Annotated in this window: 25 protein-coding genes; 24 read left to right on the plus strand and 1 reads right to left on the minus strand. The window is 62.2% G+C overall.

The genetic code is table 11. The features are described 5' to 3' along the window. Positions 1–759, minus strand: a 759-nt coding sequence (locus tag VEK15_28820) for a thymidine phosphorylase (GenBank protein HXV64736.1), incomplete at its 3' end; no start/stop codon positions are given. Between the two features lie 39 nt (positions 760–798). Here VEK15_28820 and upp point away from each other — a divergent pair. From upp to rpmF, 24 genes are all read left to right on the plus strand, one after another. After that, positions 799–1,425: a uracil phosphoribosyltransferase gene (gene upp / locus VEK15_28825; GenBank protein ID HXV64737.1), complete on the plus strand. Its 627-nt coding sequence runs from the start codon at positions 799–801 to the stop codon at positions 1,423–1,425. Positions 1,426–1,437: 12 nt separating this feature from the next. Then, positions 1,438–1,836: a DUF6677 family protein gene (locus VEK15_28830; GenBank protein ID HXV64738.1), complete on the plus strand. Its 399-nt coding sequence runs from the start codon at positions 1,438–1,440 to the stop codon at positions 1,834–1,836. A 142-nt stretch (positions 1,837–1,978) separates the two neighbouring features. Then, the gene (locus tag VEK15_28835; GenBank protein ID HXV64739.1) at positions 1,979–2,425 is read left to right on the plus strand and encodes a VanZ family protein; all 447 of its coding nucleotides are present in this window, start codon (positions 1,979–1,981) and stop codon (positions 2,423–2,425) included. Continuing rightward, a complete protein-coding gene (locus tag VEK15_28840) occupies positions 2,418–3,602 on the plus strand; it encodes an acetyl-CoA C-acyltransferase (GenBank protein HXV64740.1) in 1,185 nt (394 codons plus the stop codon). The genes VEK15_28835 and VEK15_28840 overlap by 8 nt, the downstream gene beginning before the upstream one ends. Before the next feature lie 33 nt (positions 3,603–3,635). Further along, the gene (locus VEK15_28845; GenBank protein HXV64741.1) at positions 3,636–4,421 is read left to right on the plus strand and encodes an enoyl-CoA hydratase-related protein; all 786 of its coding nucleotides are present in this window, start codon (positions 3,636–3,638) and stop codon (positions 4,419–4,421) included. Positions 4,422–4,424: 3 nt separating this feature from the next. After that, positions 4,425–4,895 carry a 6,7-dimethyl-8-ribityllumazine synthase gene (gene ribH / locus VEK15_28850; protein ID HXV64742.1) on the plus strand — a complete coding sequence of 157 codons (471 nt, stop codon included), beginning with the start codon at positions 4,425–4,427 and terminating at the stop codon, positions 4,893–4,895. A 4-nt stretch (positions 4,896–4,899) separates the two neighbouring features. Then, a complete protein-coding gene (nusB, locus tag VEK15_28855) occupies positions 4,900–5,322 on the plus strand; it encodes a transcription antitermination factor NusB (protein ID HXV64743.1) in 423 nt (140 codons plus the stop codon). Positions 5,323–5,325: 3 nt separating this feature from the next. Then, positions 5,326–6,840, plus strand: coding sequence for a lysine--tRNA ligase (gene lysS / locus VEK15_28860; protein HXV64744.1), 1,515 nt, complete (start codon positions 5,326–5,328; stop codon positions 6,838–6,840). 1 nt (position 6,841) lies between these two features. Next, positions 6,842–8,083: an FtsX-like permease family protein gene (locus VEK15_28865; GenBank protein ID HXV64745.1), complete on the plus strand. Its 1,242-nt coding sequence runs from the start codon at positions 6,842–6,844 to the stop codon at positions 8,081–8,083. Between the two features lie 17 nt (positions 8,084–8,100). Next, a complete protein-coding gene (locus VEK15_28870; protein HXV64746.1) occupies positions 8,101–8,778 on the plus strand; it encodes an ABC transporter ATP-binding protein in 678 nt (225 codons plus the stop codon). A gap of 137 nt (positions 8,779–8,915) precedes the next feature. Further along, positions 8,916–11,348, plus strand: a complete 2,433-nt coding sequence (locus VEK15_28875) for an ATP-dependent Clp protease ATP-binding subunit (GenBank protein ID HXV64747.1) — start codon at positions 8,916–8,918, stop codon at positions 11,346–11,348. 45 nt (positions 11,349–11,393) lie between these two features. Beyond that, positions 11,394–13,805, plus strand: coding sequence for an outer membrane protein assembly factor BamA (gene bamA / locus VEK15_28880; protein HXV64748.1), 2,412 nt, complete (start codon positions 11,394–11,396; stop codon positions 13,803–13,805). A gap of 47 nt (positions 13,806–13,852) precedes the next feature. Then, on the plus strand, positions 13,853–14,398 hold the full coding sequence (locus VEK15_28885; GenBank protein HXV64749.1) for an OmpH family outer membrane protein: 546 nt from the start codon (positions 13,853–13,855) through the stop codon (positions 14,396–14,398). 24 nt (positions 14,399–14,422) lie between these two features. Further along, entirely contained in the window at positions 14,423–14,881 is a 459-nt protein-coding gene (gene fabZ / locus VEK15_28890; GenBank protein ID HXV64750.1) for a 3-hydroxyacyl-ACP dehydratase FabZ, read from the plus strand. Next, positions 14,878–15,684 (plus strand): acyl-ACP--UDP-N-acetylglucosamine O-acyltransferase, encoded by an 807-nt coding sequence (gene lpxA, locus VEK15_28895; GenBank protein HXV64751.1) that lies wholly within the window; start codon positions 14,878–14,880, stop codon positions 15,682–15,684. The genes fabZ and lpxA overlap by 4 nt, the downstream gene beginning before the upstream one ends. A 114-nt stretch (positions 15,685–15,798) precedes the next feature. Beyond that, on the plus strand, positions 15,799–16,623 hold the full coding sequence (gene lpxI, locus VEK15_28900; GenBank protein ID HXV64752.1) for a UDP-2,3-diacylglucosamine diphosphatase LpxI: 825 nt from the start codon (positions 15,799–15,801) through the stop codon (positions 16,621–16,623). Beyond that, positions 16,616–17,572 (plus strand): Gfo/Idh/MocA family oxidoreductase, encoded by a 957-nt coding sequence (locus VEK15_28905; GenBank protein HXV64753.1) that lies wholly within the window; start codon positions 16,616–16,618, stop codon positions 17,570–17,572. The genes lpxI and VEK15_28905 overlap by 8 nt, the downstream gene beginning before the upstream one ends. Positions 17,573–17,631: 59 nt before the next feature. Next, the gene (locus VEK15_28910; protein HXV64754.1) at positions 17,632–18,903 is read left to right on the plus strand and encodes a TonB family protein; all 1,272 of its coding nucleotides are present in this window, start codon (positions 17,632–17,634) and stop codon (positions 18,901–18,903) included. 250 nt (positions 18,904–19,153) lie between these two features. Further along, positions 19,154–21,109: a SpoIID/LytB domain-containing protein gene (locus VEK15_28915; protein HXV64755.1), complete on the plus strand. Its 1,956-nt coding sequence runs from the start codon at positions 19,154–19,156 to the stop codon at positions 21,107–21,109. A gap of 29 nt (positions 21,110–21,138) precedes the next feature. Next, a complete protein-coding gene (locus VEK15_28920) occupies positions 21,139–22,269 on the plus strand; it encodes a DUF4388 domain-containing protein (GenBank protein ID HXV64756.1) in 1,131 nt (376 codons plus the stop codon). Between the two features lie 88 nt (positions 22,270–22,357). Then, positions 22,358–23,356 (plus strand): tRNA (adenosine(37)-N6)-dimethylallyltransferase MiaA, encoded by a 999-nt coding sequence (gene miaA / locus VEK15_28925; protein ID HXV64757.1) that lies wholly within the window; start codon positions 22,358–22,360, stop codon positions 23,354–23,356. Continuing rightward, entirely contained in the window at positions 23,337–23,603 is a 267-nt protein-coding gene (hfq, locus tag VEK15_28930) for an RNA chaperone Hfq (GenBank protein ID HXV64758.1), read from the plus strand. Before miaA ends, hfq begins: the two co-directional genes overlap by 20 nt. 68 nt (positions 23,604–23,671) lie before the next feature. Beyond that, positions 23,672–24,223 (plus strand): DUF177 domain-containing protein, encoded by a 552-nt coding sequence (locus VEK15_28935; protein ID HXV64759.1) that lies wholly within the window; start codon positions 23,672–23,674, stop codon positions 24,221–24,223. A 22-nt stretch (positions 24,224–24,245) separates the two neighbouring features. After that, positions 24,246–24,428 (plus strand): 50S ribosomal protein L32, encoded by a 183-nt coding sequence (rpmF, locus tag VEK15_28940; protein HXV64760.1) that lies wholly within the window; start codon positions 24,246–24,248, stop codon positions 24,426–24,428. The last annotated feature ends 40 nt before the right edge of the window (positions 24,429–24,468 follow it).

The following is a 24,468-nucleotide window of genomic DNA, read 5'->3' on the forward strand; positions in this document are numbered from 1 at the left end:
CCGATCTAGCGCGTTGCCGACGTTGTCGCCGAGCGGTTGCGACATGTCGGTCAGGAGCGCCACGGCTTTCTTGCCCATCTTCCCCATGGTGTCGAGGAGCATCCGTCCGAGGAGCCTCGCACGCTCCTCCGTCTTCATGAACGCGCCACTGCCCGTCTTGACATCGAGGACGAGACCGTCGATGCCTTCCGCGAGCTTCTTCGACAGAATGCTTCCGGTGATGAGCGGGAGACTTTCTACCGTCGAGGTCGCGTCCCTCAGCTCGTAGAGCTTCCGGTCGGCGGGAGCAACGTCCTTTGTTGGACCCACCATGGCGACGCCGATTTTGCGCACCGCGGCTCGGAATCGCTCCAGATCGAGCCGGACGTCGAAGCCGGGAATGGACTCGAGCTTGTCGAGAGTGCCGCCGGTGTGCCCGAGCCCGCGACCGGAGAGCATCGGAACCACCACGCCGGCGGAAGCCGCGATGGGAGCGACGATGAGCGAAACTTTGTCACCGACCCCGCCGGTGCTGTGCTTGTCGATCTTGGCGCCGGGAACGTCGCCGAAGTCCATGACCGAGCCACTCAGAAGCATCGAGCGGGTGAGGCAAAGCGTTTCCTCGTCGCTCATGCCCTTCAGATAGACGGCCATCAAGAATGCCGCGATTTGATAGTCGGGCACCTCGCCCGATACCGCTCCCTGTACGAAGAAATCGATCTCATCGGGCTCGAGCTTCTTCCCGTCGCGCTTACGCCTCAGGATATCGACCGCTCTCATCGTGAAAGGATTATGATGATAGCAAGAAAGAGGTTTTCAGTGACCATCCACGTCGTAGAACACCCACTGGTGGACGACGTTCTCGCCGCCCTGCGTGACGAGACGACGCCTCCCTCAAGGTTTCGTCTCTTGACGAAGCAGATCACGATGCTCGTCGCCGTAGAGGCCACCGCAGACCTGCCGGTTCGCCGTGAGAGGGTCCGAACGCCCCTCGAGGAGGCCGAGGTCCGCCGACTGGCGGCAGACATCGTTCTCGTGCCCATCTTGCGCGCCGGACTGGGAATGCTGGACGTCATGCTTCAGCTGTTGCCGAACGCTACCGTCGGGCACGTCGGGCTGGAGCGCGACGAAGAGACCGCCGTCGCCCGGGAGTACTATCGCAAGCTTCCGCCGCTTCAGGAACGAATCGTCCTGATCCTCGACCCCATGTTGGCAACCGGGGGATCGGCGAGGGCGGCGATCGGCCTTCTCGACGAGCACGGTGCCAAAGACGTAAGACTCCTCTCGATCGTCGCCGCTCCCGAGGGGATCGACCTTCTCGCCACACACTGTCCCAATGTGTCCATCTACACCGCCGCCGTCGATCGAGGCTTGAACGATCAGAAATTCATCCTGCCGGGTCTGGGAGATTTCGGCGATCGCCTCTACGGCACTCAATTCGGCTAGAATCGACGAGACATGGATACTCGAGAAATCTCCCGAACGGGGCAGGGGCTGGCGGCGATACCGATTTCCGCTTCGGCTTGGCTCGTGCCCGGTCTCGGTCATTTGATGTTGGGCAAGCGCGGTCGTGGATTCACGTTCTTCACCGTGATCGTCGGCCTCTTTGTCATGGGACTCCATATGCACGGTGAGCTCTTCGCCCTCGACGCCGGGGAGCCGTTGACGTTGCTCGCCGGACTCGCCGAGATTGGCGTCGGCTTGCCGTACTTCGCCGCCAAGCTCCTCGGTGCTGGGGCCGGTGAGGTGACCTCCCGGACGTACGAATACGGCTACACGTTTCTCATCGTGTCCGGGTTATTGAACGCGCTCGTGGTGCTCGATGCTTACGACATCGCCATGGGGAGAAAAGATTGACGAGCCACTTTCTAATATTGAGTGTATTCGCCTTCGGAGTTTCCGTCGGGTTCGCCCTTCTGATGCGGGAGACCCCCAGCGAGCAGATCCGTTTCGGGATATTCGCGTTTCTGTGTTTCCTCGGTTCCGCGTTTCTCCTCGGATGGCTCATGTACCCTTTTCCATCTTGAACTTGCTACGCTATTACGGGCCGCTGCTCCTTTTCATGGTTTTGATCTTCTGGACGTCGTCGAGGAGCCAGCCGCCGCTACCCATCGAGGCGCCGGACTACGTCCTTCACGCGGGCACGTTCTTCATTCTCGCCTTGCTCGCATCACGGGCTTTTGCCTTCGGCCTTGCCAAGCCCGCAGCGACGTGGAAGCTGTGGGCGGCGCTCGCCGTCTCGATATTGTTCGGACTCAGCGATGAATGGCACCAGTCCTACGTTCCCGGCCGCCACGTGAGCCTCAGAGACGTGGCTGCCGACAGCATCGGCGCGCTGCTCGCGGTCTCCGGCGTCGCGCTATTGTGGAAAACACGAGGCGCCTCGAAGTCGTCCGCGGCGGCGACGATGGAGGCGAACGCGGGAGGGAGAAGGGACGTTGACTGAATCCATATACATCCTCGGTGGTGCGCGAACGCCGATGGCCGAGTACGTGGGCGCGCTGAAGGATTTCACCGCAGTAGCACTCGGAGTCGTCGCGGCGAAGGAAGCGTTGCAGCGTTCGCGGATCGATCCCGAGGAGATCGAGCACGTCGTGATGGGCAACGCACAGCAGACATCGGCCGATTCGATCTACGGGGCGCGGCACGTCGGTTTGAAAGCGGGCATCCCCGATGAAGTGCCCGCGCTCACCGTCAACCGACTCTGTGGATCCGGGATTCAGTCGGTCGTCTCCGCGGCGCATCTCATGCGTGCCGGAGAGGCGCGCCTCACCCTTGCCGGCGGAATGGAATCGATGAGCCAGGCCCCCTTCGTCGTGAGAGGCGCCCGTGAGGGACTTCGGCTCGGCAGTGGCAGGCTCGAGGATTCCCTGATGGCGGCGCTTCTCGATTCGCAGTGCAATCTGTACATGGCGAACACCGCCGAGCTCCTCGCCTCGCGCTATGGCATCACCCGGGAAGCCTCGGACGAATATGCGCTTCGCAGCCAACGGGCCGCCGAGGCGGCTTACCGAGCGGGCAAGCTCCAGGAGGAGATCGTTCCCGTGGAGGTGCCGGCCAAGAACGGATCGACGTTCTTTTCCGAGGACGATCACCGCCGCCCCCAGACGACCCTCGAAGCTCTCGCCAAGCTTCGGCCCGCGTTTGGCAAGGACGGGATGGTGACGGGCGGAAATGCCAGCGGGATCGTGGACGGCGGGGCAGCCCTCGTTCTCGCGACCGAGGGCCTGGTGAAGGAAAGACAGCTCAGCCCGATGGGCCGGGTCGTGAGCTGGGCCTATGCGGGAGTTCCTCCGGAGATCATGGGCATCGGTCCGGCGCCGGCAACGCGGGAGGCTCTCGGGAGAGCGGGTCTCGCGCTCTCGGATATGGACCGAATCGAGGTGAACGAAGCATTCGCACCCCAGTATCTGGCGGTCGAGAAGGAGCTCGGACTCGACCGCGACAAGACGAACGTGAACGGAGGAGCCATCGCGCTGGGTCATCCGCTCGGGGCGACGGGAACGCGACTTCTTCTCACCCTTCTCCACGAATTGCGACGAGAAAAGCTTCGCTACGGGCTCGCCACCGCCTGCATCGGCGGCGGACAGGGCATCGCAATGATCGTCGAACGAGCAGGGTGATGACGAGAGCAACCCACACTCAGGGGGCCTGAGATGCCAGACCACGAGAATCTGAAGATCTCACAGGACGGCAGTGTCGCCGTGGTCGCGGTGAACCGGCCGAAAAAGCTGAACGCAATGAACGGTGCTACCCTCGACGAGCTCGAGGCGGCCTTCGACCGGCTGGGCGGCGATGAGTCAACGCGCGCGGTGATCGTTACCGGAGTCGGCGAGAAGGCGTTCGTTGCCGGAGCCGATATCGGCGAGCTCGCGAAGTTGGGCCCGACGAGCGGGAGAGAGGCTTCGCTACGGGGCCAGACTGTGTTCGGCAAGATCGAGCGCCTGGGTAAGCCCGTCGTGGCGGCGATCAATGGCTATGCCCTCGGGGGAGGGCTCGAGCTCGCACTTGCCTGTCATCTTCGCGTGGCGGTCTCCGGTGCAAGGCTCGGTCTTCCCGAGGTCAAGCTCGGCGCAATCCCGGGTTACGGGGGCACCCAGCGGCTGGCGCGACTGGTGGGTCGGGGCAGGGCGTTGGAGATGATCCTGACGGGCGAGCCCGTGGGGGCGGAGGAGGCCTATCGCATCGGTCTCGTGAACCGGGTCACGAGCTCCGAAAAGCTGCTCGACGATACCCGAGACCTCGTTGGCAAGATCCTGGAGAACGGCCCGCTCGCGCTCGAGTACGCGCTCGCAGCCGTGGGCGAAGGTCTCGAGACGGATCAAGATCGGGGATTGCTCCTGGAATCCACGCTCTTCGGGATCCTCTGCGGCAGCCAGGACCTGAAGGAGGGAATGAACGCTTTCCTCGAGAAGCGACGCGCCGGATTCACCGGCAAGTAAGCCATGCCGAAGATCTGGGAGGGCAAGTCGAGCGGCCGGGGAGTGCGCTTCGCCGTCGTCATGAGCCGGTTCAACAGCACGGTGACCGACAAGCTGCTCGAGGGGGCGGTCGCGGCTCTGCGCCGCTGCTCGGTGGCGGACGAGGATGTGGAGATCGTCCGGGTCCCGGGCGCGTTCGAGATTCCGATCGCCGCGAGGAAGCTGGCGGCGACCGGGCGTTTCGCTGCCGTCGTTTGTCTCGGAGCCATCATCAGAGGCGGGACACCACATTGGCACTATCTCTGTCATGCCGTAACCGAAGGGATCGTGAGGGCTTCGCTCGACGCCGACGTTCCGATGACGAACGGTGTCCTGACGACGGAGAGCCTGTCTCAAGCGGTGGAGCGCGCCGGCAAAGGGACGGACAACAAAGGCTACGACGCCGCGGTCGCCGCAGTCGAGATGGCGAGCCTCGTGAGGCAGCTCGGGGAATAAGCTGATGGGCGCGAGACGTAAGGGGCGGGAGCTGGCTCTCCAGATGCTCTACCAATGGGAAGTCTCGAAGCAGCGTCCCGACGAAATCGCTCGATCCAGCGAGAGGCTCGCGCGATCGGGTGAACCGACGCGCGATTTCGCCGTCATGCTCTTCCAGAGTGCCGTGCGGCGCATCGAGGAGATCGATGCCCTGATCGCGGCGCAATCGGCTCGCTGGCGGCTCGCGCGCATGGCGGCCGTCGACCGAAACATTCTCCGGCTTTCGGTGTGCGAGTTCATCGAGCTCGGGACCCCCAAGAACGTGGTGATCGACGAAGCGGTGGAGCTCGCGAAGCGCTACTCGTCGACGGAAGCGGCCGGTTTCGTCAACGGGGTGCTGGACGGGATCTTCACGCGCCTGTCGTGTGCGCAACCGTGCGAACCTTGACGCATGTCGGTTGAAGAGAGAATCGAGGACGAAAGGCGCCAGAAGCGGGCGGCGATTCGCGGCCTGGGCGTCGAGACCTACCCCACTCGATTCGAGAGAACCCACACGGTATCCGAAGCGTCGAGAACGTTCGCGTCGAAATCCGCCGAGGAGCTGCAGCAGGCGCCGGTGCAGGTCCGCACCGCAGGTCGAATCGTCGGGGCGATCCGGAGCTTCGGCAAGGCGGGGTTCTGCCACCTGACTGACGGCACCGGTCGGCTCCAGGTGTACGTCCGTAAGGACACGGTCGTGGAGCCGGGATTCGAGGTCTATGAGCTTCTCGATACCGGCGACTTCATCGGAGTCGAAGGCCACCTCTTTCGCACCAAGACGAACGAGCTCACGCTCAAGGTCGAGAGCCTGGCGTTCCTGGCGAAAGCCCTCAAGCAGCTGCCGGAGAAGTGGCACGGTCTCACCGACGTCGAGTCCCGGTATCGGATGCGTTACCTCGATCTCATCACCAACCCCGACTCCCGCGCAGTCTTCGAGACCCGAAGCCGCCTGGTCCGCGAGATTCGTTCCTTCTTCGACGAACGTGGGTATCTCGAAGTGGAGACCCCGATGCTGCAGACGATCGCGGGAGGGGCGACGGCGAGACCGTTCAAGACGTACCACAACGCGCTCGGCATGGATCTGTTCTTGAGGATCGCACCGGAGCTGTTCTTGAAGCGGCTCACGGTGGGCGGAATGGAGCGGGTCTACGAGATCAATCGTAACTTTCGCAACGAAGGGATCTCCACGCGCCACAACCCCGAGTTCACCATGCTGGAGTTCTACGAAGCCTACAGCGATTTTCACGATATGATGGCGCTCACCGAGGATCTCTTTTCTGGCCTGCAGACCCGAGTTCGCGGCGGGTCTCCCCTCCGCTACGGCGAGCACGAGATCGACCTGACGCCGCCCTACCGGCGGGTGACCATGCTCGACGTGACCCGAGAGGGCATGGAGTTGCGCGGCATCGCCGCGGAGGCAGCGGACTTGAGGAGTCGCGACCGGATTCTGGATCTGGCACGCGAGCTTTCGCTCGGGCTCGACGACGACGCCCCATGGGGGAAGCTCCTCGCCAAGCTCTTCGAGGAGTTCGCCGAGCCCAACTTGATTCAACCGACGTTCGTCGTCGACTATCCCGTCGAAGTCTCCCCTCTCTCCAAGAAGAAGCCCGACGATCCGACCCTGGTCGAACGTTTCGAGCTGTTCGTGGGAGGGCTCGAATGCGCCAACGGATTCAGTGAGCTGAACGATCCCGACGACCAGCGCGCAAGGTTCGAGGGCCAGCTGAAGGAGCGCGCTCGAGGTGACCTCGAGGCTCACGTCATGGACGAGGACTACGTTCGCGCCCTCATGTTCGGCCTTCCGCCGACGGGTGGTGAAGGAATCGGGATCGATCGGCTGGCCATGCTCTTCACCGACTCGCATTCGATCCGGGACGTCATCTTGTTTCCCCATTTGAGACCCGAGGGTGGCCGGGAAACGAGCTGACGTGCCCTACGAGCTCGCAATCGCCCTTCGGTACCTCGCGGCGCAGCGGCGCCAGCTCTTCATCTCGGTGATATCCACGATCTCGACGCTGGGCGTCGTCGTGGGGGTCATGATCCTGCTCATCGCGCTGGCGATCCTTACCGGCTTCCAGGGGGAGTGGCGCTCGCGGATTCTCGGCGCCGCCTCGCACCTGAACATCTATCGAGACGGTGGTGCGGCTTTCGAGGACTATCGCGAGGTGATCGGGCGGCTGGGTGCGCTCGGCGGCATCGAGGGGGCGGCACCGGTTCTCTATGGGAAGGCCCTCGTTTCCAGCGACACCGGTTCGGCACTCGTAAGCTTGAAGGGAATCGACCCCGAGCTCGAGCCGAGCGTGACCGAGTTCAGCGAGAGGATGTTCGCCGGGGATCTCATGGGGCTCGTGGCCAGGGACGGCGATGAGAACGGCGGCACGCCCGGGATCGTGGTCGGCGACGAGCTCGCCATCACCCTTGGGGTGTTCACCGGCGACACCGTCCAGGTGACGTCTCCCGAAGGGCACCTCGCTCCCTTCGGTATGCTGCCACGAACGCGCCGGTTTCGCGTGGTTGGGATCTTTCGGCTCGGCCTTTACAACTACGATAGCTCCTGGGCCCTTCTGGCCCTTCCTGACGCCCAGCGCCTTCTGGGGGTAGGAGACGAAGTGCATTTCGTCGAATCGAAGGTGCGGGACATCTATGACGTCGAGAGGGTCGAGATCGAGGCGATGAGAGCCCTGGGAGAGGGCTACGGCTCGTTGAACTGGAAGGAGACCAACAGGAGTCTCTTCTCCGCTTTCTGGCTGGAGAAAATGGTGACCACCATCTTCGTCAGCTTCATCGTGGGGGTCGCTGCCCTCAATATCGTGGCCAGCCAGATCATGATCGTCATGAACAAGACCCGGGACATCGCCATTCTGCGCTCCATGGGCGCTACGGCGAAGAGCATTCGGTCGATCTTCATGCTGCAAGGCACCATCATCGGGGTGGTCGGAACGACGCTCGGCGCCATCCTGGGAGTGTCTACTTCGATGGTGCTCGACCGCTATCGGCTGGTCAGTATTCCCGAGGACGTCTACCAGGTCGCCTACGTTCCCTTCACGTTGCTCTGGTCGGACTTCGCTCTCGTCGTGGCCGCGGCTCCGCTCATCTGTTTTCTCGCCACGATCTACCCCGCCCACCGCGCCTCTAGCCTGGTCATCGTCGATGCGCTGAGATTCGAGTGAGAGAGACGCGGGGCCTGATGCTCGAGGCACGAAACCTCGTCAAGACCTACCGCACCGACGGGCGGAACGTGCCGGTGCTCCGCGGCGTCGACCTTCGGGTTGCCGAAGGGGAAATGGTGGCCGTGGTCGGCGCTTCCGGAGTGGGGAAGAGCACGCTGATGCACATGCTCGGCACCTTGGACGTCCCCGACGAGGGGCAGGTGCTACTCGCGGGAAAGGACCTCTTCGCCCTCGGGGAGGAGGAGCGAACCCGACTGCGCAACGAGACGATCGGATTCATCTTCCAGTTTCATCACCTCCTGCCGGAATTCACTGCGCTCGAGAACGTGGCGATGCCGCTCCGGATCGCCCGCGCGTCACGGGAGGAAGCCAATGACCGGGCGGATGAAATGCTTGTCGCGCTTGGTCTCGGTGAAAGGCTCGATCATCGGCCCGCGCAGCTCTCCGGGGGCGAGCAGCAGCGCGTCGCCGTCGCCCGCGCGCTGGTGAACAATCCCCGGCTGGTGCTCGCCGACGAGCCGACGGGAAACCTCGACACCGCCACGAGCCGGGAACTGGTGACGCTCTTCCGGTCGGTGCACCAGACCCGCGGCCTCACCTCAGTCGTCGTAACGCACAGCAACGAGGTCGCTTCGGTATGTGATCGGGTCTTCCGCATGGAAGACGGCCGCGTCGACGAGGTGGTTTCGCCGTAGCCGCGGTGTAGCCGATCTTCGGCCCGGCCGGCGATCCGAGACCTCGTCCCGACCCGTGGCATTAACCCAACAACTTTAAACTACAGAATGAGTTAACTCGGTGTGATATAATCCGACCCAGCAGTTCGGGGAGGAACATGTTCGAGCGATACACCGAGCGGGCAAAGCGCGTCATCTTTTTCGCCCGCTATGAAGCCGCGCAGCTGGGTAGCAGTTCCATCGAGACCGAGCACCTCCTGCTCGGGCTGATTCGGGAAGGCAAGGGGCTCACGAGCCGGATCTTCTCGAAGTCGCATCTGTCCATGGAGAGCATACGCAAGGAGATCGAGGGACGTATCGTCATTCGCGATCAGGTGTCGACATCCGTCGAGATTCCGCTATCTCTTGAATCCAAGAAGGTCTTGACGTTCGCCGCCGAGGAGGCCGAACGTCTCGTCCACAACTACATCGGCACGGAGCACATCCTGCTCGGAATCCTCCGCGAAGAGAAATCCGTTGCCGCGACCATTCTTCACGAGCGCGGCTTGCGTATCACCACGGTTCGCGAGGACATTGTTCAAGAGTTGAACCAGAAGGCGACGATGTCGAAGGCCAAAGAAACGCCACTTCTGACCGAGTTCAGTCGAGACCTTACCGAAGCCGCCAGTCGGGGCCAGCTCGACCCGCTGATCGGACGCGAGGGGGAGCTCGAGCGTACGATTCAAGTTCTCTGCCGGCGGACGAAGAACAATCCCGTGCTCATCGGCGAGCCCGGCGTTGGCAAGACCGCCATCGTAGAGGGGCTCGCCAACAAGATCGTCCGTGGCGACGTTCCCCTGTTTCTCGCCGACAAGCGCATTCTTGCCCTCGACATCTCTCTCATCGTCGCCGGGACCAAGTACCGCGGTCAGTTCGAGGAGCGGCTCAAGACGATCATGAAGGAGCTGACCGAGAACAAGAACGTCATCATCTTCATCGACGAGCTCCATACTCTCGTGGGAGCGGGCTCCGCCGAGGGATCGCTCGACGCCGCAAACATTCTCAAGCCCGCGCTCTCCCGGGGCGAGATTCAATGCATCGGCGCGACCACCCCGGCGGAATACCGGAAGTACATCGAGCGGGATCGCAGCCTCGAACGGCGGTTCCAGGGGGTCAAGGTCTCGAGCCCCACCGAGGCGGACACGATTCGGATCCTCGAGGGCATCAAAGAGCGGTACGAGGCGTTCCATCACGTGTCATACTCCGCCGAAGCGGTGGAGGCGGCCGTCTATCAAGCGCATCGCTACATCACCGACCGCTTCCTTCCCGACAAATCGATCGATTTGCTCGACGAGGCGGGCTCGCGGGTGAAGCTCAGGGAGTCGACGTTTTCCACCGACTTCGCCGACGTCAAGAAACGAATTCGGGTCATCGCCGACCGCATGGACAACGCGATTGCCAACAAGGACTTCGAGCGTGCGGCCATGTATCGTGACGAGGAGATCGCCCAGCGAGAGAGTCTTCAATTCATACGCGAGCGGTGGGAGCTCAAGAACTTCGACCGGCCGATTGTCGAGCGACGTGACATCGACGAAGTCGTGTCGCGGTGGACCGGCATTCCGCTGTCTTCGATCAAAGAAGAAGAGAGCGCGAAACTCCTTCGCATGGAACAGGAGCTGCACAAGCGGATCGTGAGCCAGACCGAGGCGGTCTCCTGCATCTCGCGGGCGATCCGGCGCTCCCGGGCAGGGTTGAAGAACCCCTATCGACCCGTGGGCTCGTTCATTTTTCTGGGTCCGACGGGCGTGGGCAAGACGGAAGTAGCGCGCTCTTTGGCCGACTTTCTCTTCGGCACGGAGAAGGCGCTCATCCGATTCGACATGAGCGAGTACATGGAGAAGCATTCGGTCTCCAAGCTCATCGGCTCGCCCCCGGGCTATGTCGGGCACGAGGAGGGGGGACAGCTCACCGAAAAGGTGAAGCGAAACCCCTATTGCGTCATTCTGCTCGATGAGATCGAAAAAGCCCATCCGGACGTCTTCAACATCCTGCTGCAGGTCTTCGAGGACGGACAGTTGACCGACGGGCTCGGAAATACCATCGATTTCAAGAATGCCATCATCATCATGACCTCCAATATCGGAGCGCGTTTCATCGAGAAACGCGGCCGGGTCGGCTTTCAGTCGAGCGATGACGACACCGCCTCGGTTCGAATCCAGGACATGGTGATGGGAGAGGTCAAGAAGACGTTCAACCCCGAGTTCATAAACCGAATCGACGAGATCATCGTCTTCGACGCTCTGAACGACAACGACCTCAGGAAGATCGTGGCGCTCCTGACCGAGCAGATGAACCGTGTTTTGAAGGACCGGAAGCTCGAGGTCGCCCTCACCGCCGACGCGGTCGACTGGATCATCGAGAGCACTTGTCGGGATCGGTCCTACGGGGCGCGTCCGCTGAGGCGAGCACTACAAAAGTACGTCGAAGATCCGCTTTCGGAAGCTTTTATTCGCGGATCGGTCAAGCCGGGGCAACCCGTCGAGATCTTTGCCGACGGGGACAAGCTCGGGCTACGGCAGACGGACCCGGTCGAAGAGCCGCTGTCCGTCTGAGCGATTTTATTTATTTGTTTGTTCGTTTATAAAAGGGAATCCGTCATGCCCAGCCTGGCGTTGTTCGGCACTCTGCTGCTCGTTCCTGCAATAGCGAGCGCGGTGCAGCAAAACAGCATCGAGCGCATCGAGATCCAGGGCAATGTGGTCGTCGATGCCGAGACCTACCGGTTCCATATCACTCAGAAAGTCGGGGACCCTTACGAGCGCGAGCAGGCGCTTCGTGACTATCGCGAGCTCTGGAACACGGGGTTCCTCGACGACCTGACACTGGATGTCGCCGATGGAGAGCGAGGGAAGATCGTTACTTACATCGTCACCGAGCGCCCCCGGGTCCAGGCGCTCGACTTCGTGGGCTCGAAAGAGCTATCGCCAACCGATATCGCCGACAAACTCACCGAAGAGGATGCCTCCATCCCCGTCGGCTCTTTCTACGATCCGGCCAAGATCGTCAAGGCGGAAAAGATCATCCGCACCATGCTCGTCGACAAGGGCCGGAGCGAGGGCGGCGTGTCGAGCCGGGTGGAGGTGCTCGATGCCGGCGGGGTGAAGGTGGTCTTCGATATCACCGACGAACAGAAGGTTCGCATACGAACAGTACACTTCGAGGGCATCGAGAAGTACGACGACTGGCGGCTCCGCTGGGCGATGAAGAAGACTCGCGAGAGCCACTTCCTGGGTGCCCTGATGGGAGGAAGCACTTATACCGAAGAGCAATATGCCGAGGATCTCGAGAAAGTTCGCGAGGTCTATCTCGACAACGGCTATGTCGACGTCTCCTTCGGGCCGCCTTCGATGGAGTACGAGGACGGCCAGTCGCGGTTCTTGTTCTGGACGAGTCCCAAGAGGTGGCTGGACCTGACCATCCCCGTGGTCGAGGGCAAGCAGTATCAAGTCGGAACCATCGACGTCGATGGGGCGGAAGTCTTTCCCCCCGAGTTCATCAAGGCCTTTTTCAAGCTCGGCCCGGGAGACATCTACAACGAATCGAGGATCACCAAGGGACTCGAAAGCCTTCGCGAGCTCTACGGCGCCCGCGGATACGTGCAGTTCACCGGATTTCCCATCAAGCGCCCCGTTCCCGACTCCGACGTGGTGGACGTCACCATCAACATCAACGAGGACAAGCAGTATTTCGTGAACCGTATCGAGTTCAAAGGCAACACCACCACCAGGGACAAGGTCATCCGGAGAGAGATGTGGCTCAACGAGCAGGACGTCATGAACATGGAGCTGCTCAAGGCCTCGATCCGCCGGATCAACCAGCTCGGGTACTTCCAGCCGATCGAGCAGCCCGATATCCAACCCGTGGAAGGCGAGGACGACAAGCTCGATATCACCCTCCGCCTCGCCGAGCAGAACCGCAACCAGTTCACCTTTGGGGGCGGAGTCTCGGGGCTCGAGGGTGCGTTCATCAATCTGGCTTTCTCGACCACGAACTTTCTCGGGAGGGGCGAGACGGCTTCGTTCTCGCTGCAGACGGGAAGCCGGACTCGGAACTTCCAGATCGCGATCACCGACCCCTACTTCATGGATCTCCCCATCACCCTGGGGTTCGATGTCTTCAAGCGCACGCTCAAGCTTCCCCAGTTCACGCGTCAGGACACCGGGGGCAGCCTCATCTGGGGAATTCCGGTCAAACGGTTCTCGAGATTGTTCCTCAACTACAACTACTCGGTGATCAAGACCACGGAGCCCGATCCCGATCTGCAGCTCAATTATTACGACATTTTCACCGACAGCCGATTCTTCGACCCCCGCTTCTACGGCATCGAGGGAAACTTCACCCAGAGCAAGATCACACCGTCGCTGGTGCACAACACCACCGACAGCCCCCTCTTTCCCACCCGGGGCAAACGCTACACCACGAGCTTCGAGGTGGCGGGCGGAATCCTCGGGGGAACGGTGAACTACTACAAACCGACATTCGAAGGCGTCTGGTATCTGCCGGTGACCCGAACGACGAGCTTCGGGTTTCGTACCATGGTGTCGTGGCTGAAGGGATTCGCCGAGGGACGCGTCATCGATGGAGAGATCGGAGAGGACGGAACGGCGATCTTCGACGTCGAGCAGACCGGCATCCCGTTCTTCGAGCGGTTCTTTCTCGGGGGCGAGAACCAGATCAGGGGATACGACATTCGGACAGTAGGTCCCACCGACCCCCTGGGTCGATTCATCGGCGGGAGCAAGATGTTGCTCTTCAACGCCGAGTATTACATTCCTCTGGCCGGACCACTGCGGGCCGTGTTGTTCTTCGATGCCGGCCAGGCCTATCTCGAGACGACCGCGTGGAGTTTCTCGATGCTGAAAGAAATGAGAACCTCCACCGGAGCAGAGATGCGATTCTTCGTTCCGGTATTGAACGTACCCTTCCGGCTGATTTGGGCATATAATCCCCATCGCGATGCCTTCCAGCCGGCGACGGCATTTCGATTCGGAATCGGAACGACTTTCTGAGCGCACGCTCATAGGATATTTTGCATAACGAAGGAGTATCGCCAATCATGAATTTCTTGAGAGTGGCAGTTCTTGCCGTTTTGATCGCCTCTCCGGGCCTTGGGCTCGCGCAGGAGACGAAGATTCGCGTGATCGACATCGAGCGTATCGCTGCCGAGTCGGCCGAGGGCAAGAAGCTCTTCGAATCGCTGAAGGCGGAGAACGACAAGATCATGGAGGAGCGTGCCAAGAGAGAGCAGGAGATTCGAGAGATGCAGGCCAAGCTGAACTCGGAGATCCTGTCCCAGGATGCCAAGGTCCGGCTCCAGCGCGATATTCAGCGAAAGCAAACCGAGGCGCAGAGGTGGCTCGAGGACGTTCAGGCCGAGTTCGAGGTCAAGCGACAAGAGGGCGAAGCCACCTTCCAGGAGAAGCTCGCGCCCATCGTCGAGGAAGTGGCGCGGGAAAACGGGATTGGGCTCATCATTCGCGCCACGCCAGGCCTGACGTTCGTGCTCGACGATTCGCTCGACATCAGTTCCCTGGTCGTTCAGAAGCTCGATTCCACGGCCGCAGCACCGCCCCCGGGCGATAGCAGCTCGCCGAACCGCTGACCAGGCAGTCTCTTCTCGCGCCCCATGACAGACAAGTCGGACAAACAGGAGAAGGACGTACAATGGATTCTGGAGCGGCTGCCGCACCGGTATCCGCTCCTTATGATCGACCGAGTCGTCGACCTCCAGCCCGACGTCAAGATCGTCGCCCACAAGAACGTCACGATCAACGAGGAGTTCTTTCAAGGCCATTTCCCCGGATTTCCGGTGATGCCCGGGGTGTTGATTCTCGAAGCGATGGCGCAGGCGGGCGGGCTCCTGGTTCTACCCGACGACGGTAGCGCCTCGGGAAAGAACTTCTATCTCGCCAGCATCGAGCACGCCAAGTTCCGCCGGACCGTCGTGCCGGGAGACAAGCTCCAGGTAACCGTGACCCTCACGAAGTCTCGCGCGAATTTTCGTCGACTGTCCGGCCGAGCGGAAGTGGACGGTCAGCTGGCCGCGGAAGCGGAGCTCACCCTGACGGGAGTGGATGCACCATGAGGACCGCCGCCGTAGACTGCCACCCCACCGCAGTCGTTCGCGACGGCGCCCGGATCGGAGACGGCGCCAGGATCGGTCCGTATTGCATCATCGGCGAGCACGTCGAGATCGGTCGCGACACCGTCGTCGAGGCGAGCGCGGTCATCGGCGATTACACGACCATTGGAGACCGATGCCGCATCTTCCCTTTCGCCTCGATCGGACTCGAGCCCCAGGATCTGAAATTCAAGGGTGAAGTCTCGACGCTTACGATCGGCGACGAGAACATCTTCCGGGAGTTCGTAACGATACACCGAGGCACGGCTCTCGGAGGGGGGCGAACCCGAATCGGAAATCGAAACCTCTTCATGGCCTACACCCACGTCGCTCACGATTGCATCGTAGGAAGCGGGACCATTTTCGGAAATGCGGCGACTCTGGGCGGTCACGTACGGGTCGAGGACCACGCCACCGTGAGCGCCTACAGCGGAATTCATCAGTTCTGTCGCGTCGGCACCTATGCCTTCGTCGGCGGCTATACGGTGGTCACCAAAGACGTCCTTCCTTTTTCCAAGACGGTCGGCAACCGGGCCCGGTTGTACGGTGCCAACACGATCGGGCTGGAGCGTCGCGGATTCCCTCGCGAGCGAATCGAGCAGATCCGTGCCGCCTTCCGCGTTCTGCAGCAGTCCTGCCTGAATGTCTCGCAGGCGGTCGAAAAGCTCTCCGATATAGCCTCTGCCGACGTGCGCACCATCGTGGAGTTCGTTCGCTCATCCGAACGAGGCGTGATCGTCAAGCGGGGGCGCGAAGACGCCGAATGACGGAAGAAATGCGAACCCATAGACTTCGAGACGTGAAGGCGCAGAGAAGAACCTCCCGCGCTCGGCCGCTCTGGCTCTCCGCGACTCTGGGTTGAGTTTTCCATCGACCGCCGCTTGGGAAAACTACCGTCGGTTCTGGGGCTCATTGCCGGGGAAGGAAAGTTCCCGTTTCTCGTGCTCGAAGAGGCACGGCGGCTCGGGATCCGAACCGTCACCCTGGGAGTCGAGCGAGCGGCGGATCCCCAACTAGAGCAGGCGCAAGGGGAGGACTTTCACTGGGTTGGTCTGGGGGAGCTCAGCCGCTCGGTACGAATCTTCCGCGAAGCCAATGTGGCCGAAGCCATCATGGCGGGACGCGTGCGTCATGCGCGCGCATTCGATATTCTCCGACCGGACCGCCTGATGCTGCGCGTGCTATCGCGCATCCAGGCACGCACGACCCAGGCGATGCTCGAGACCGTGGCCGACGTTCTGGCGGGAGAGGGCATCGAGCTCATCGATTCGACGAGCTTGCTGCGGGAACATCTCGCCATCTCGGGGCCGATGGCCGGCCCGCCTCCGTCCAAGAAGGAGCTCGAGAGCATCGGTTTCGGCGCCAAGATGGCCAGAGGTCTCGCCGAGCTCGACATCGGCCAGACGGTGGTGGTCAAGGAAAATGCTGTCGTGGCGGCCGAGGCCATGGAGGGAACCGACCGGACCATCCGGCGCGCCAAGGAGCTCGCCACGGGGCCCTTCGTCGTCGTCAAGGTCGCGCGTCCGCGTCAGGACATGAGATTCGACGTTCCCGTCGTGGGACCGGGGACTCTGGATTCCATGTCGGAGTCGAACGCGACCGCTCTCGCCCTCGAATCGGGCCGGGTTCTTCTGCTCGACCGGGACGAGTTTCTGCCTCGGGCCGAGTCCAAGGGAATCGCGGTTTACGGGGTCGACCTTGCCTGAGAGGATCCGAGTCGGAGTCGTAGGGGTCGGGGAGCTCGGATCTCGCCACACCCGGGTCCATGCGGAGATCCCGGCGGCGCGTCTGGTGGGCGTTGCCGACATCGACGCTGCCCGGGCGCGCCGCGTGGCCGAGATCTATGGCGGCGTCGAGGCGGTCACAGACTTTCGCGATCTGATTCCGAAGATCGACGCGGCGAGCGTTGCCGTCCCGACGGTCGAACATCATCGGGTCGCTCTCGCGCTCGTCGATGCCGGCATCCACGTTCTCGTGGAAAAACCCATCACCTCGCGTCCCGAGGAGGCTCGCGCCCTCGTAGAGCGAGCCAGGGAAAAGGGGGTTCGGCTCGCGGTGGGTCACACCGAGAGATACAACCCCGCGGTTCAGGCCCTCATCGAGCAGGCAAGGGATCCACGATTCATCGAGATTCATCGACTCGGCTCGTTCTCCCCCCGGAGTCTGGACATCGATGTGGTCCTCGACTTGATGATTCACGATCTCGACGTCGTAACCGCGCTCGTTCGACGAGACGTGGTTTCGGTCGATGCCGTAGGGGTCGCAGTCCTCACCAAACGGGTCGATATTGCCAATGCACGCCTCAAGTTCGCCGGAGGCGCCGTGGCGAACATCACCGCAAGCCGCGTCTCGCGGGAGAAGGTGCGGAAGCTTCGGGTCTTCGAGCGCGATCGCTACATATCACTCGACTACCAGAAGCAGGAGGCGCTCCGCTACCGGCTTTCGGCCGAGGACGGCGGGGGCCGGCCGGAGATTCGACAGGACGAGCTTGCGTTTTCTCGAGGTGAGCCGCTTCGGATCGAGATCGAGGACTTTCTTCGCTCGATTCGCGGGGGGCCCGAGCCCAGGGTTCGCGGGGAGGACGGTGTCCGAGCCCTCGAGCTCGCCCGCCGAGTCGCCGAGGCGATGAGTGGGGGGGGTGGGGGTGAGCTATAATTCGATCGGCCGTCCGTCCGCTGGTTTCGTGGCGGAGGGCCAGAAACACTTTCTCCGGAATGCATCGTGGAACGGGCCGCAAGAAGCTGAAACGGCGCGGGCAGCCCCTCCCCCCGAAACGGCGCAAGAGACCGCCCGTTCTGATCGCTAAGGGAGCCAGCGGTTTCGAGTCGCTCGTTCCCCCCGACAGCTCCCAGGATTTCTTCTTCTCCGCATGGCTGGAACGCCCGGAGGAGGCCGCCGAGTTCCTGGAGCACGGAGGCGAGGATCGCGAGCCCCTGACGGGCAACCCGCGCTTTGGCGCCGGTCTGTCGGCAGCGCTACATGTTGCGCTTCTCCTCTTTCTGTTCGTCGAGCCGAACCTCGACTTCCTCCGATCCGAGGAGGCCGTCGATCCGGCGATGGAGCCAGAACGTTCACCCCTCGTGATGTTCTTCGATGAGCCTCAACCGGAGGTGGTAGCCGTCCCGGTGGTTCCCGCCGATCCCGCCGAGGCGGAACAGCAGCCAGCGGAGCCACCGCAGGTTGCGGACAACCGCCTGCTCATTCCCAAGGCGCTCCTGCCGGCGCCGGACCGCCAGCAGGAATTCATGAACGACCTGCCTTTCTCCGAAGGAAACACTGACGAGTTCTACACCAAGGAGGAAGTCAAGGAGCCGGGTGAGGAAGGTGTTCCCGAGGATCCTGTGGAAGTAGAAGCGCAGCTGACGCCGGAATCGGGTCAGGATGAGACCTTCGCGGACGCCTCGGCGGGCGAGGACAACGGCAACAACGGGACCGAGGCCGATCGGCGGATCGATGCGAGCGAGCTCTCGGCGCTGCTCTTTGGACAGCCCGACCTGAAGGAGCGCCAGCGTCCCCGGGCCGACGTGCCGCCCCCGACGCCACAACGCTCACCCGACCTCGGTCAAGGGGGGGAGAATGGCCGATGGACGGACATCCGCCGTTTTCTCGCCGGGGCTCAGTTTCACAATCCCGAGGGCGGCCTCGTGGCCAATACCGGCAACACGCTCTATTACAACGACATGGGCGCCAACTTCGTGCCCTGGATCGCTCGATTGTTGGCGGAAGTCCGGCGAAACTGGTTCATTCCCTACTCGATCGCGTTTCAGCACGGCCACGTCGCGGTCGGTATCACCGTCGACCGCGGAGGAAACCTGTTGGTTCTGAGGGTCTTAGTGCCGTCGGGAACGGCGAGCTTCGACAACGCGTCCGTGGGCGCCATTCGAGCGGCCAACCTCTTGCCGTTGCCGTCCGACTACCCGGACCAGACCTTCGACATCATCCTCGTCTTCTGGTACAACGAGCGGCCATACGACCTTTTTGGATAATCGTCCGCATCGGGCTCCTTCGAGGGGATGAGATGTGAGCACGTGTGCGAATAATAGGGCTCTCGTTCTCATCGCACTCCTCGCCGGTTCCTGCGGCGGCAGGACCGGGGCGCCTGGTGGCCCATCGGTTGAACCGACGACCGCCGATCTCGGCTTCGCGCCGGCACCCCGACTGCGAGTCGGACTTTCGACCCGCGCCGAGCTCGTAAGGCTCACCTCGTCGAGTCCATTTCACGTACGAGCCCCGGGGATGCTCCTGGACACGGCGGAGGTGATCGTGGAGCCCGAGAGAGGCCAGTCTGGCGTTGGGAGGACGTACCGGGTGGTGGTCGCGAGCTTTCCCGACGAGCGCAGTGCGGTCGACTATCGAGCCCGACTCGGTGACGAGATCGGAGAAGAGATGATCCTCGGTCGCGAGTCGGGAAGCGGACGGTTCACTCTCAGCGTGGGGAGCTTCTCGACTGAATCCGGAGCCGAGTCGAGGCGGACCGAGCTCGAGCGCAGAGGATTCGAATCGACCCGGGTGGTTCGTGAGGGCGGGGGAGACGAACGGCCTCGGGGGCTTTCGTTGCGCGCGATGGGCCGGGAGCCTTTCCGAACCGACTCGCTCGAGCTCGAAGTCTTTCCCGGGGCCAACGGGGGGTTCCTGGAAATCGACGGCGCGCCCTATCGGGGTTATCTCGAGATTCGCGTCAACGCCTCGCTTTCGCTGACGATCGTGAACGTCGTCAACCTGGAGGATTATCTTCGAGGCGTCGTACCCGCCGAGCTGTCCCCAACGGTGTTCGCCGAGAAGGAGGCCCTCAAGGCCCAGGCGGTCGCCGCCAGAACCTATGCTTTGAAGCGAAGGGGAGAGTACGCGGGTGAGGGGTACGACATCTGCGCGACTCCGGCCTGTCAGGTCTATCAGGGCGTCTCCGTCGAGCACCCCCTCAGCGACGAGGCGGTGATGGAAACGGAAGGAGAATTCCTTACATACGACGGTGAGCCGATCGACGCCCTCTACACCTCGACCTGCGGAGGGAGGACCGAGGCCTCGGAGAATGTCTTCACCACCTCCGCACCCTATCTCGTGAGCCGCGCCTGCGCGCTCGAGAGGCGGCCCTCCGAGCTCGTCGCGCGGAATCCAGGTCCTCTCCCCGTCGAGACCGCCCTCCTTCGCGTTCTCGGAATCGACGACGGCTCCGAGTCTCTCACCGGCTCTGGGCTCCATCGCCTCGTCGAAAGGACCCTCGCGTATCTGGGACAGAGCCACTGTCTCGAGGCGAATCCCTCGGATGGCGCCGTCGATATCATCGCCCTTGCCAGCACGTTAGCCGAAGGACTCTGCTGGGAAGGACGAACGTCGTTTGTGATGTCATCGCTCGAGGCGGAGAAAGTGGTTGGTGTCCCGTCCCTTTCGGAGAGCGAGCGCCGCCACCTCGCGTACTCGATTCGCGAGGGGCTCGTTCGCCCTCCGCCGGCGGGAATCGTTGCGGGACAGACCCTCACAAGAGACGAGGTTCTCGCGACCCTCCATCGCCTGATCGTTGCCCGCGGAGAGGCTCCGCTGAGGCCGGCCTCGATCGAGAGCGCCACGCGAGAGGCGATCGTACTCAAGGGTGAGCACGAAGAGGGCCCTCGAACCGTCGCAATCGGCCCCGAGACCTACCTCTATCGCCGGGTGGGGGAGGCAACGTTCTACGAGCCTTCGGTCGTGCTTCTTCCCAACGATCCGATATGGTTTCACCAGGGAACGAAGGGCATCGACGTGCTGGTCGTGGGCTCAGACGGGGCGAGCTTCGATCGAAGCTCGCGCTTCTCTCACTGGGTCGTGAGGAAATCGAGCGAAGAGCTCACGCGTGACGTCAACGCACGACATCGAGTCGGGGAGGTCATCGAGCTCAAGCCTCAGCGCTACGGCCTCTCGGGACGGATTGCGGAGCTCGAGATCGTCGGGCGGGTTGCGAGCGCGACGGTGAGAGGTCTTTCGATTCGGCGCGCGCTCGGCTTGCGGGAAAACCTCTTCTTTCTCGATTCCCAGCTTTCTCCCGATGGGACGGTCCGCGGGTGGGTGTTCACCGGTCGAGGCTGGGGTCATGGGGTGGGATTGTGCCAGGTGGGTGCTTACGGCATGGCAGGCGCGGGATACCATCACGCTGAGATCCTCGCGCATTACTACGCCGGGACCGAGCTTCGTGTTGACAAGGGAGGACGCCCCCCGTAGCATGTGCTTTACCACCCCAACCCGTTCCAATGAGTACGTCCAACACCTTGAGTGCCTCGAATCCCACGGCGGAGGGAGGTTTGAGAGGTCGCCTCTCCGACGTGGGGCTGCCTTCGGTGATGGCCCTTCTCGAGGAGCCGGCTCGGACGGGAGTGCTCTCTCTTCTCAACTCGGGAGTCAGGAAGTCGATTTACTTTCTCGACGGGAAAATCGTGTTCGCCACCTCGAGCTCCACCCAGGACCGTCTTGGCGAGATATTGCTTCGCGGAGGGAAGATCTCCACCGAGAATTACCTGCGACTGTCGCAGCTCATCCGCGGCGGGCAGCGCATCGGCAAGGCGCTGGTGGAGAGCGGGTTGCTCCAGCCCCGAGATCTCTGGTGGGCCATCGAGCAGCAGATCAAAGAAATCGTCTGGAGCATTTTCGACTGGGAGGATGGGTACTTTCAGTTCGAGGAGGACGACCTTCCTCGGCGGGAGAAGATCACCTTTGAGCTGGCCCCGGGAGAGCTCGTCGTTCAGGGGATACGCCGCTCGAAGAGTAGTGGAGCCATCCGGAAGCACTTCATTTCCTTGGACTCCGTGATCGCGCGCACCGAGAAGCCGTTCCCGGTAGAGCTCGAGCCTCAGGAGCGCCATGTCGTGAGCCTCGCGAATGGAAAGCGAACCATCGCCGAGATCTGTCAGGAGAGCGAGATCGGAGAGTCGGAAACGAGAAAGGCTCTCCATACGCTGCTGGCGGTCGCGACGTTGCGATCGCTGGGACCGAGGCAGGCGCCCCTGGAGAAGACCTTGGACGACGTTGCCGATTACCGTTCGGTCGTCGAGCTCTACAACGATATGTTTCGGCAGCTCTTTCGACGGATGGCGGACGAAGTCGGCCCCATCGCCGAGATCATTCTGGAGAAGTATCTGAAAGACCTGAAGGAGCATCCGGGAACGCTCTTCGAACGGGTGCGCTTGAGGCCGGACGGCTCTCTCGAGGCGGGCCAGATCGAGCAGAATTTGAAACGTATCTCCGAGCCACAGCGCCGCGATCAGCTGATCGCTTCTCTGAACGAGCTCCTGTACGCCGAATTGCTCGCCGTCAAGCGTACTCTCGGAGCCAGTCACGAGACGGAGCTCATCCAGCTGTTTCGAAAGTTGCAAGACGCTGTATGAGGAGACCGACCAGCCTTCATTTCACGAGGACGGAGCTCGTGGGGGCGGTGGTGACCGGAGCCATCATTCTGGGAATATTCCTCCTTCGGTGGATCGTCGCTTGAGGTCGAGGCACCGGACCGACGCCCTGGTTGCCATCGTCGGTCCCACGGGGTCGGGGAAGAGCGATCTCGCCGTCGAGCTATCGCGTGCCCTTGGCGGGGAGATCGTGGGATGCGACGCGCTCCAGGTCTATCGAGGCCTCGACGTAGGCACGGCGAAGCTGCCCCAGCAGGCGAGAGGGGAGGTGCCCCATCATCTGCTCGACGTGGCATCGCCTTCGGACGAGTTCTCGGCGGCGCGCTATGTCTCGATCGCGACCGAGTGCATCCAGCAGATACGGAACCGGGGGAATCTTCCGATCGTGGTCGGAGGTACGGGACTCTATCTTCGCGCTCTCCGATATGGATTGTTCGAAGGTCCGTCTCGGGAGCCGACGCTCAGGGCGAGGCTCTGGGGCATCGAGAGGAAACGCCGGGGCAAGCTTCACCGAATGCTGGCTCGCTGGGACCCGCCCTCTGCGGCCCGCATCCATCCGAACGATTCCGTACGCCTCGTTCGCGCTATCGAGGTTTATCTTTCCAGCGGTCGTCCGATGAGCTCCATGATGACGGAACGGCGGCGCCCTCTTTCGGGTTTCCGCGATATACTTGTCGGCCTGCGGCCGGAGCGAGCCGCGCTCGCTCTGAGGATCGCTGAGCGCGTCGAGTCCATGTACGCGGGCGGATTGGCCGATGAAGTCCGAGGGTTGGTCGCGCGATATGGCATGGCGCTGCCAGCCTTCAAAGCGATCGGCTATCGCGAGTGTCTCGCGGCAATGGCGGGTCGAATCGATTGGGACCGTGCGCGGTCCATGACCGAGAAGGCGACGATCCAGTACGCGAAGCGACAGCTCACTTGGTTCCGCAAGGAGACTGGTGTGACGTGGTTCGATGGCCTGGGCGACGAGCCTTCGGTTCGAAGCACGGTGTTGTGGCATCTGAGGCGGGAGCTTTCACGAGAGGTGCTTCCGGGTATGGAGAAAGACGATGCAGAAACAGCCCCCTAATGTGCAGGACAGCTTCCTGAATCACGCTCGTCGCGAGCGCGTGCCCGTGACCGTGTACCTCGTCAACGGGGCCAAGCTTACCGGACGCATCAAGAACTTCGATCGCTTCGCCATCATTCTCGAAGCCAACGGCGTGGATCAGATGCTTTTCAAGCACGCCGTTTCCACCATCAGCGGAAGTCGTCAATTCGGAAACTATATGAACGTGGAGGCTGCGGTGGAGCAGGCCGAGGAGAGGGAAGGCTAGATCCGATCCTCGCTCCGCGTTGACCGGCGGTGCCGGCGTGCTATAATCCCGCCACAGCAGGGGCGACAATGTACCTTGACCTTCAAAACGTGCCCCTTGAGGGGCAGGCGGTAGACCGTACGATCGCGGCGACTCAATTCGGAGTCCTCGACGATGCGTTCGAGCTCTCCTCGGACGTCGCGATCGCGGCTCGCGTCTTTCCTACGGGCGAGCCCCAGGAGCGGGCGTTTCGCCTCAAAGGCCTCCTCACGGCGAAACTCGAGGTCGTTTGCGTTCGATGCCTGGATCGATTCCGCATCGCTCTGTCGGAGCCGCTCGATCTCATGTACTTGCCGAGCTCGGCGAACGTGGCACGGGAAGTAGAAGAGGATGACGACGAAGGTCATGCTCTCGGCGCCGACGAAATGACGGTCGGATTCTACCGGGATGACCGAATCGATCTCACTCACATGATGTTGGAGCAGATCGTCTTGTCGCTTCCGATGAAGCCCCTTTGTCGACCCGAGTGCCTGGGACTCTGTCCCGAGTGTGGCACCAACCGTAACGAGATGGCGTGCGGTTGCGGCACGCAATCCATGGATCCGAGGTGGGATGCGCTCAAGTCCCTCTTGGGGTCCTGATCTCACTGCAAACGAGGAGCTTATGCCCAATCCCAAACGACGGCACTCGCGGGCCCGCCGTGGAAAACGACGCGCGCACGATGCTCTCGGTGCAGCATCCCTGTCCGAGTGTCCCAATTGTCACCAGCCCAAACTTCCTCACCGTGTCTGTCCGAGCTGTGGATTCTACAAAGGTTCCCAGGTCGTTGAAGTGAAGGAAGTCTGAACGACTCTCATCCGCATGGGTCGCCGTAGCCTTGGCGAAG

It is taken from the genome of Vicinamibacteria bacterium (genome assembly GCA_035620555.1).
In the GTDB taxonomy this organism is placed as follows: Bacteria; Acidobacteriota; Vicinamibacteria; order Marinacidobacterales; family SMYC01; genus DASPGQ01.

What these genes read in the sequence shown, in the direction of transcription:
- VEK15_28830 (HXV64738.1), top strand. Translation starts at nt 1,438, where the DNA reads ATGGATACTCGAGAAATCTCCCGAACGGGGCAGGGGCTGGCGGCGATA.
- VEK15_28835 (HXV64739.1), top strand. Translation starts at nt 1,979, where the DNA reads ATGGCTCATGTACCCTTTTCCATCTTGAACTTGCTACGCTATTACGGG.
- VEK15_28845 (HXV64741.1), top strand. Translation starts at nt 3,636, where the DNA reads ATGCCAGACCACGAGAATCTGAAGATCTCACAGGACGGCAGTGTCGCC.
- ribH (HXV64742.1), top strand. Translation starts at nt 4,425, where the DNA reads ATGCCGAAGATCTGGGAGGGCAAGTCGAGCGGCCGGGGAGTGCGCTTC.
- nusB (HXV64743.1), top strand. Translation starts at nt 4,900, where the DNA reads ATGGGCGCGAGACGTAAGGGGCGGGAGCTGGCTCTCCAGATGCTCTAC.
- lysS (HXV64744.1), top strand. Translation starts at nt 5,326, where the DNA reads ATGTCGGTTGAAGAGAGAATCGAGGACGAAAGGCGCCAGAAGCGGGCG.
- VEK15_28870 (HXV64746.1), top strand. Translation starts at nt 8,101, where the DNA reads ATGCTCGAGGCACGAAACCTCGTCAAGACCTACCGCACCGACGGGCGG.
- VEK15_28875 (HXV64747.1), top strand. Translation starts at nt 8,916, where the DNA reads ATGTTCGAGCGATACACCGAGCGGGCAAAGCGCGTCATCTTTTTCGCC.
- bamA (HXV64748.1), top strand. Translation starts at nt 11,394, where the DNA reads ATGCCCAGCCTGGCGTTGTTCGGCACTCTGCTGCTCGTTCCTGCAATA.
- VEK15_28885 (HXV64749.1), top strand. Translation starts at nt 13,853, where the DNA reads ATGAATTTCTTGAGAGTGGCAGTTCTTGCCGTTTTGATCGCCTCTCCG.
- fabZ (HXV64750.1), top strand. Translation starts at nt 14,423, where the DNA reads ATGACAGACAAGTCGGACAAACAGGAGAAGGACGTACAATGGATTCTG.
- lpxA (HXV64751.1), top strand. Translation starts at nt 14,878, where the DNA reads ATGAGGACCGCCGCCGTAGACTGCCACCCCACCGCAGTCGTTCGCGAC.
- VEK15_28910 (HXV64754.1), top strand. Translation starts at nt 17,632, where the DNA reads ATGCATCGTGGAACGGGCCGCAAGAAGCTGAAACGGCGCGGGCAGCCC.
- VEK15_28915 (HXV64755.1), top strand. Translation starts at nt 19,154, where the DNA reads ATGCTCCTGGACACGGCGGAGGTGATCGTGGAGCCCGAGAGAGGCCAG.
- VEK15_28920 (HXV64756.1), top strand. Translation starts at nt 21,139, where the DNA reads ATGAGTACGTCCAACACCTTGAGTGCCTCGAATCCCACGGCGGAGGGA.
- hfq (HXV64758.1), top strand. Translation starts at nt 23,337, where the DNA reads ATGCAGAAACAGCCCCCTAATGTGCAGGACAGCTTCCTGAATCACGCT.
- VEK15_28935 (HXV64759.1), top strand. Translation starts at nt 23,672, where the DNA reads ATGTACCTTGACCTTCAAAACGTGCCCCTTGAGGGGCAGGCGGTAGAC.
- rpmF (HXV64760.1), top strand. Translation starts at nt 24,246, where the DNA reads ATGCCCAATCCCAAACGACGGCACTCGCGGGCCCGCCGTGGAAAACGA.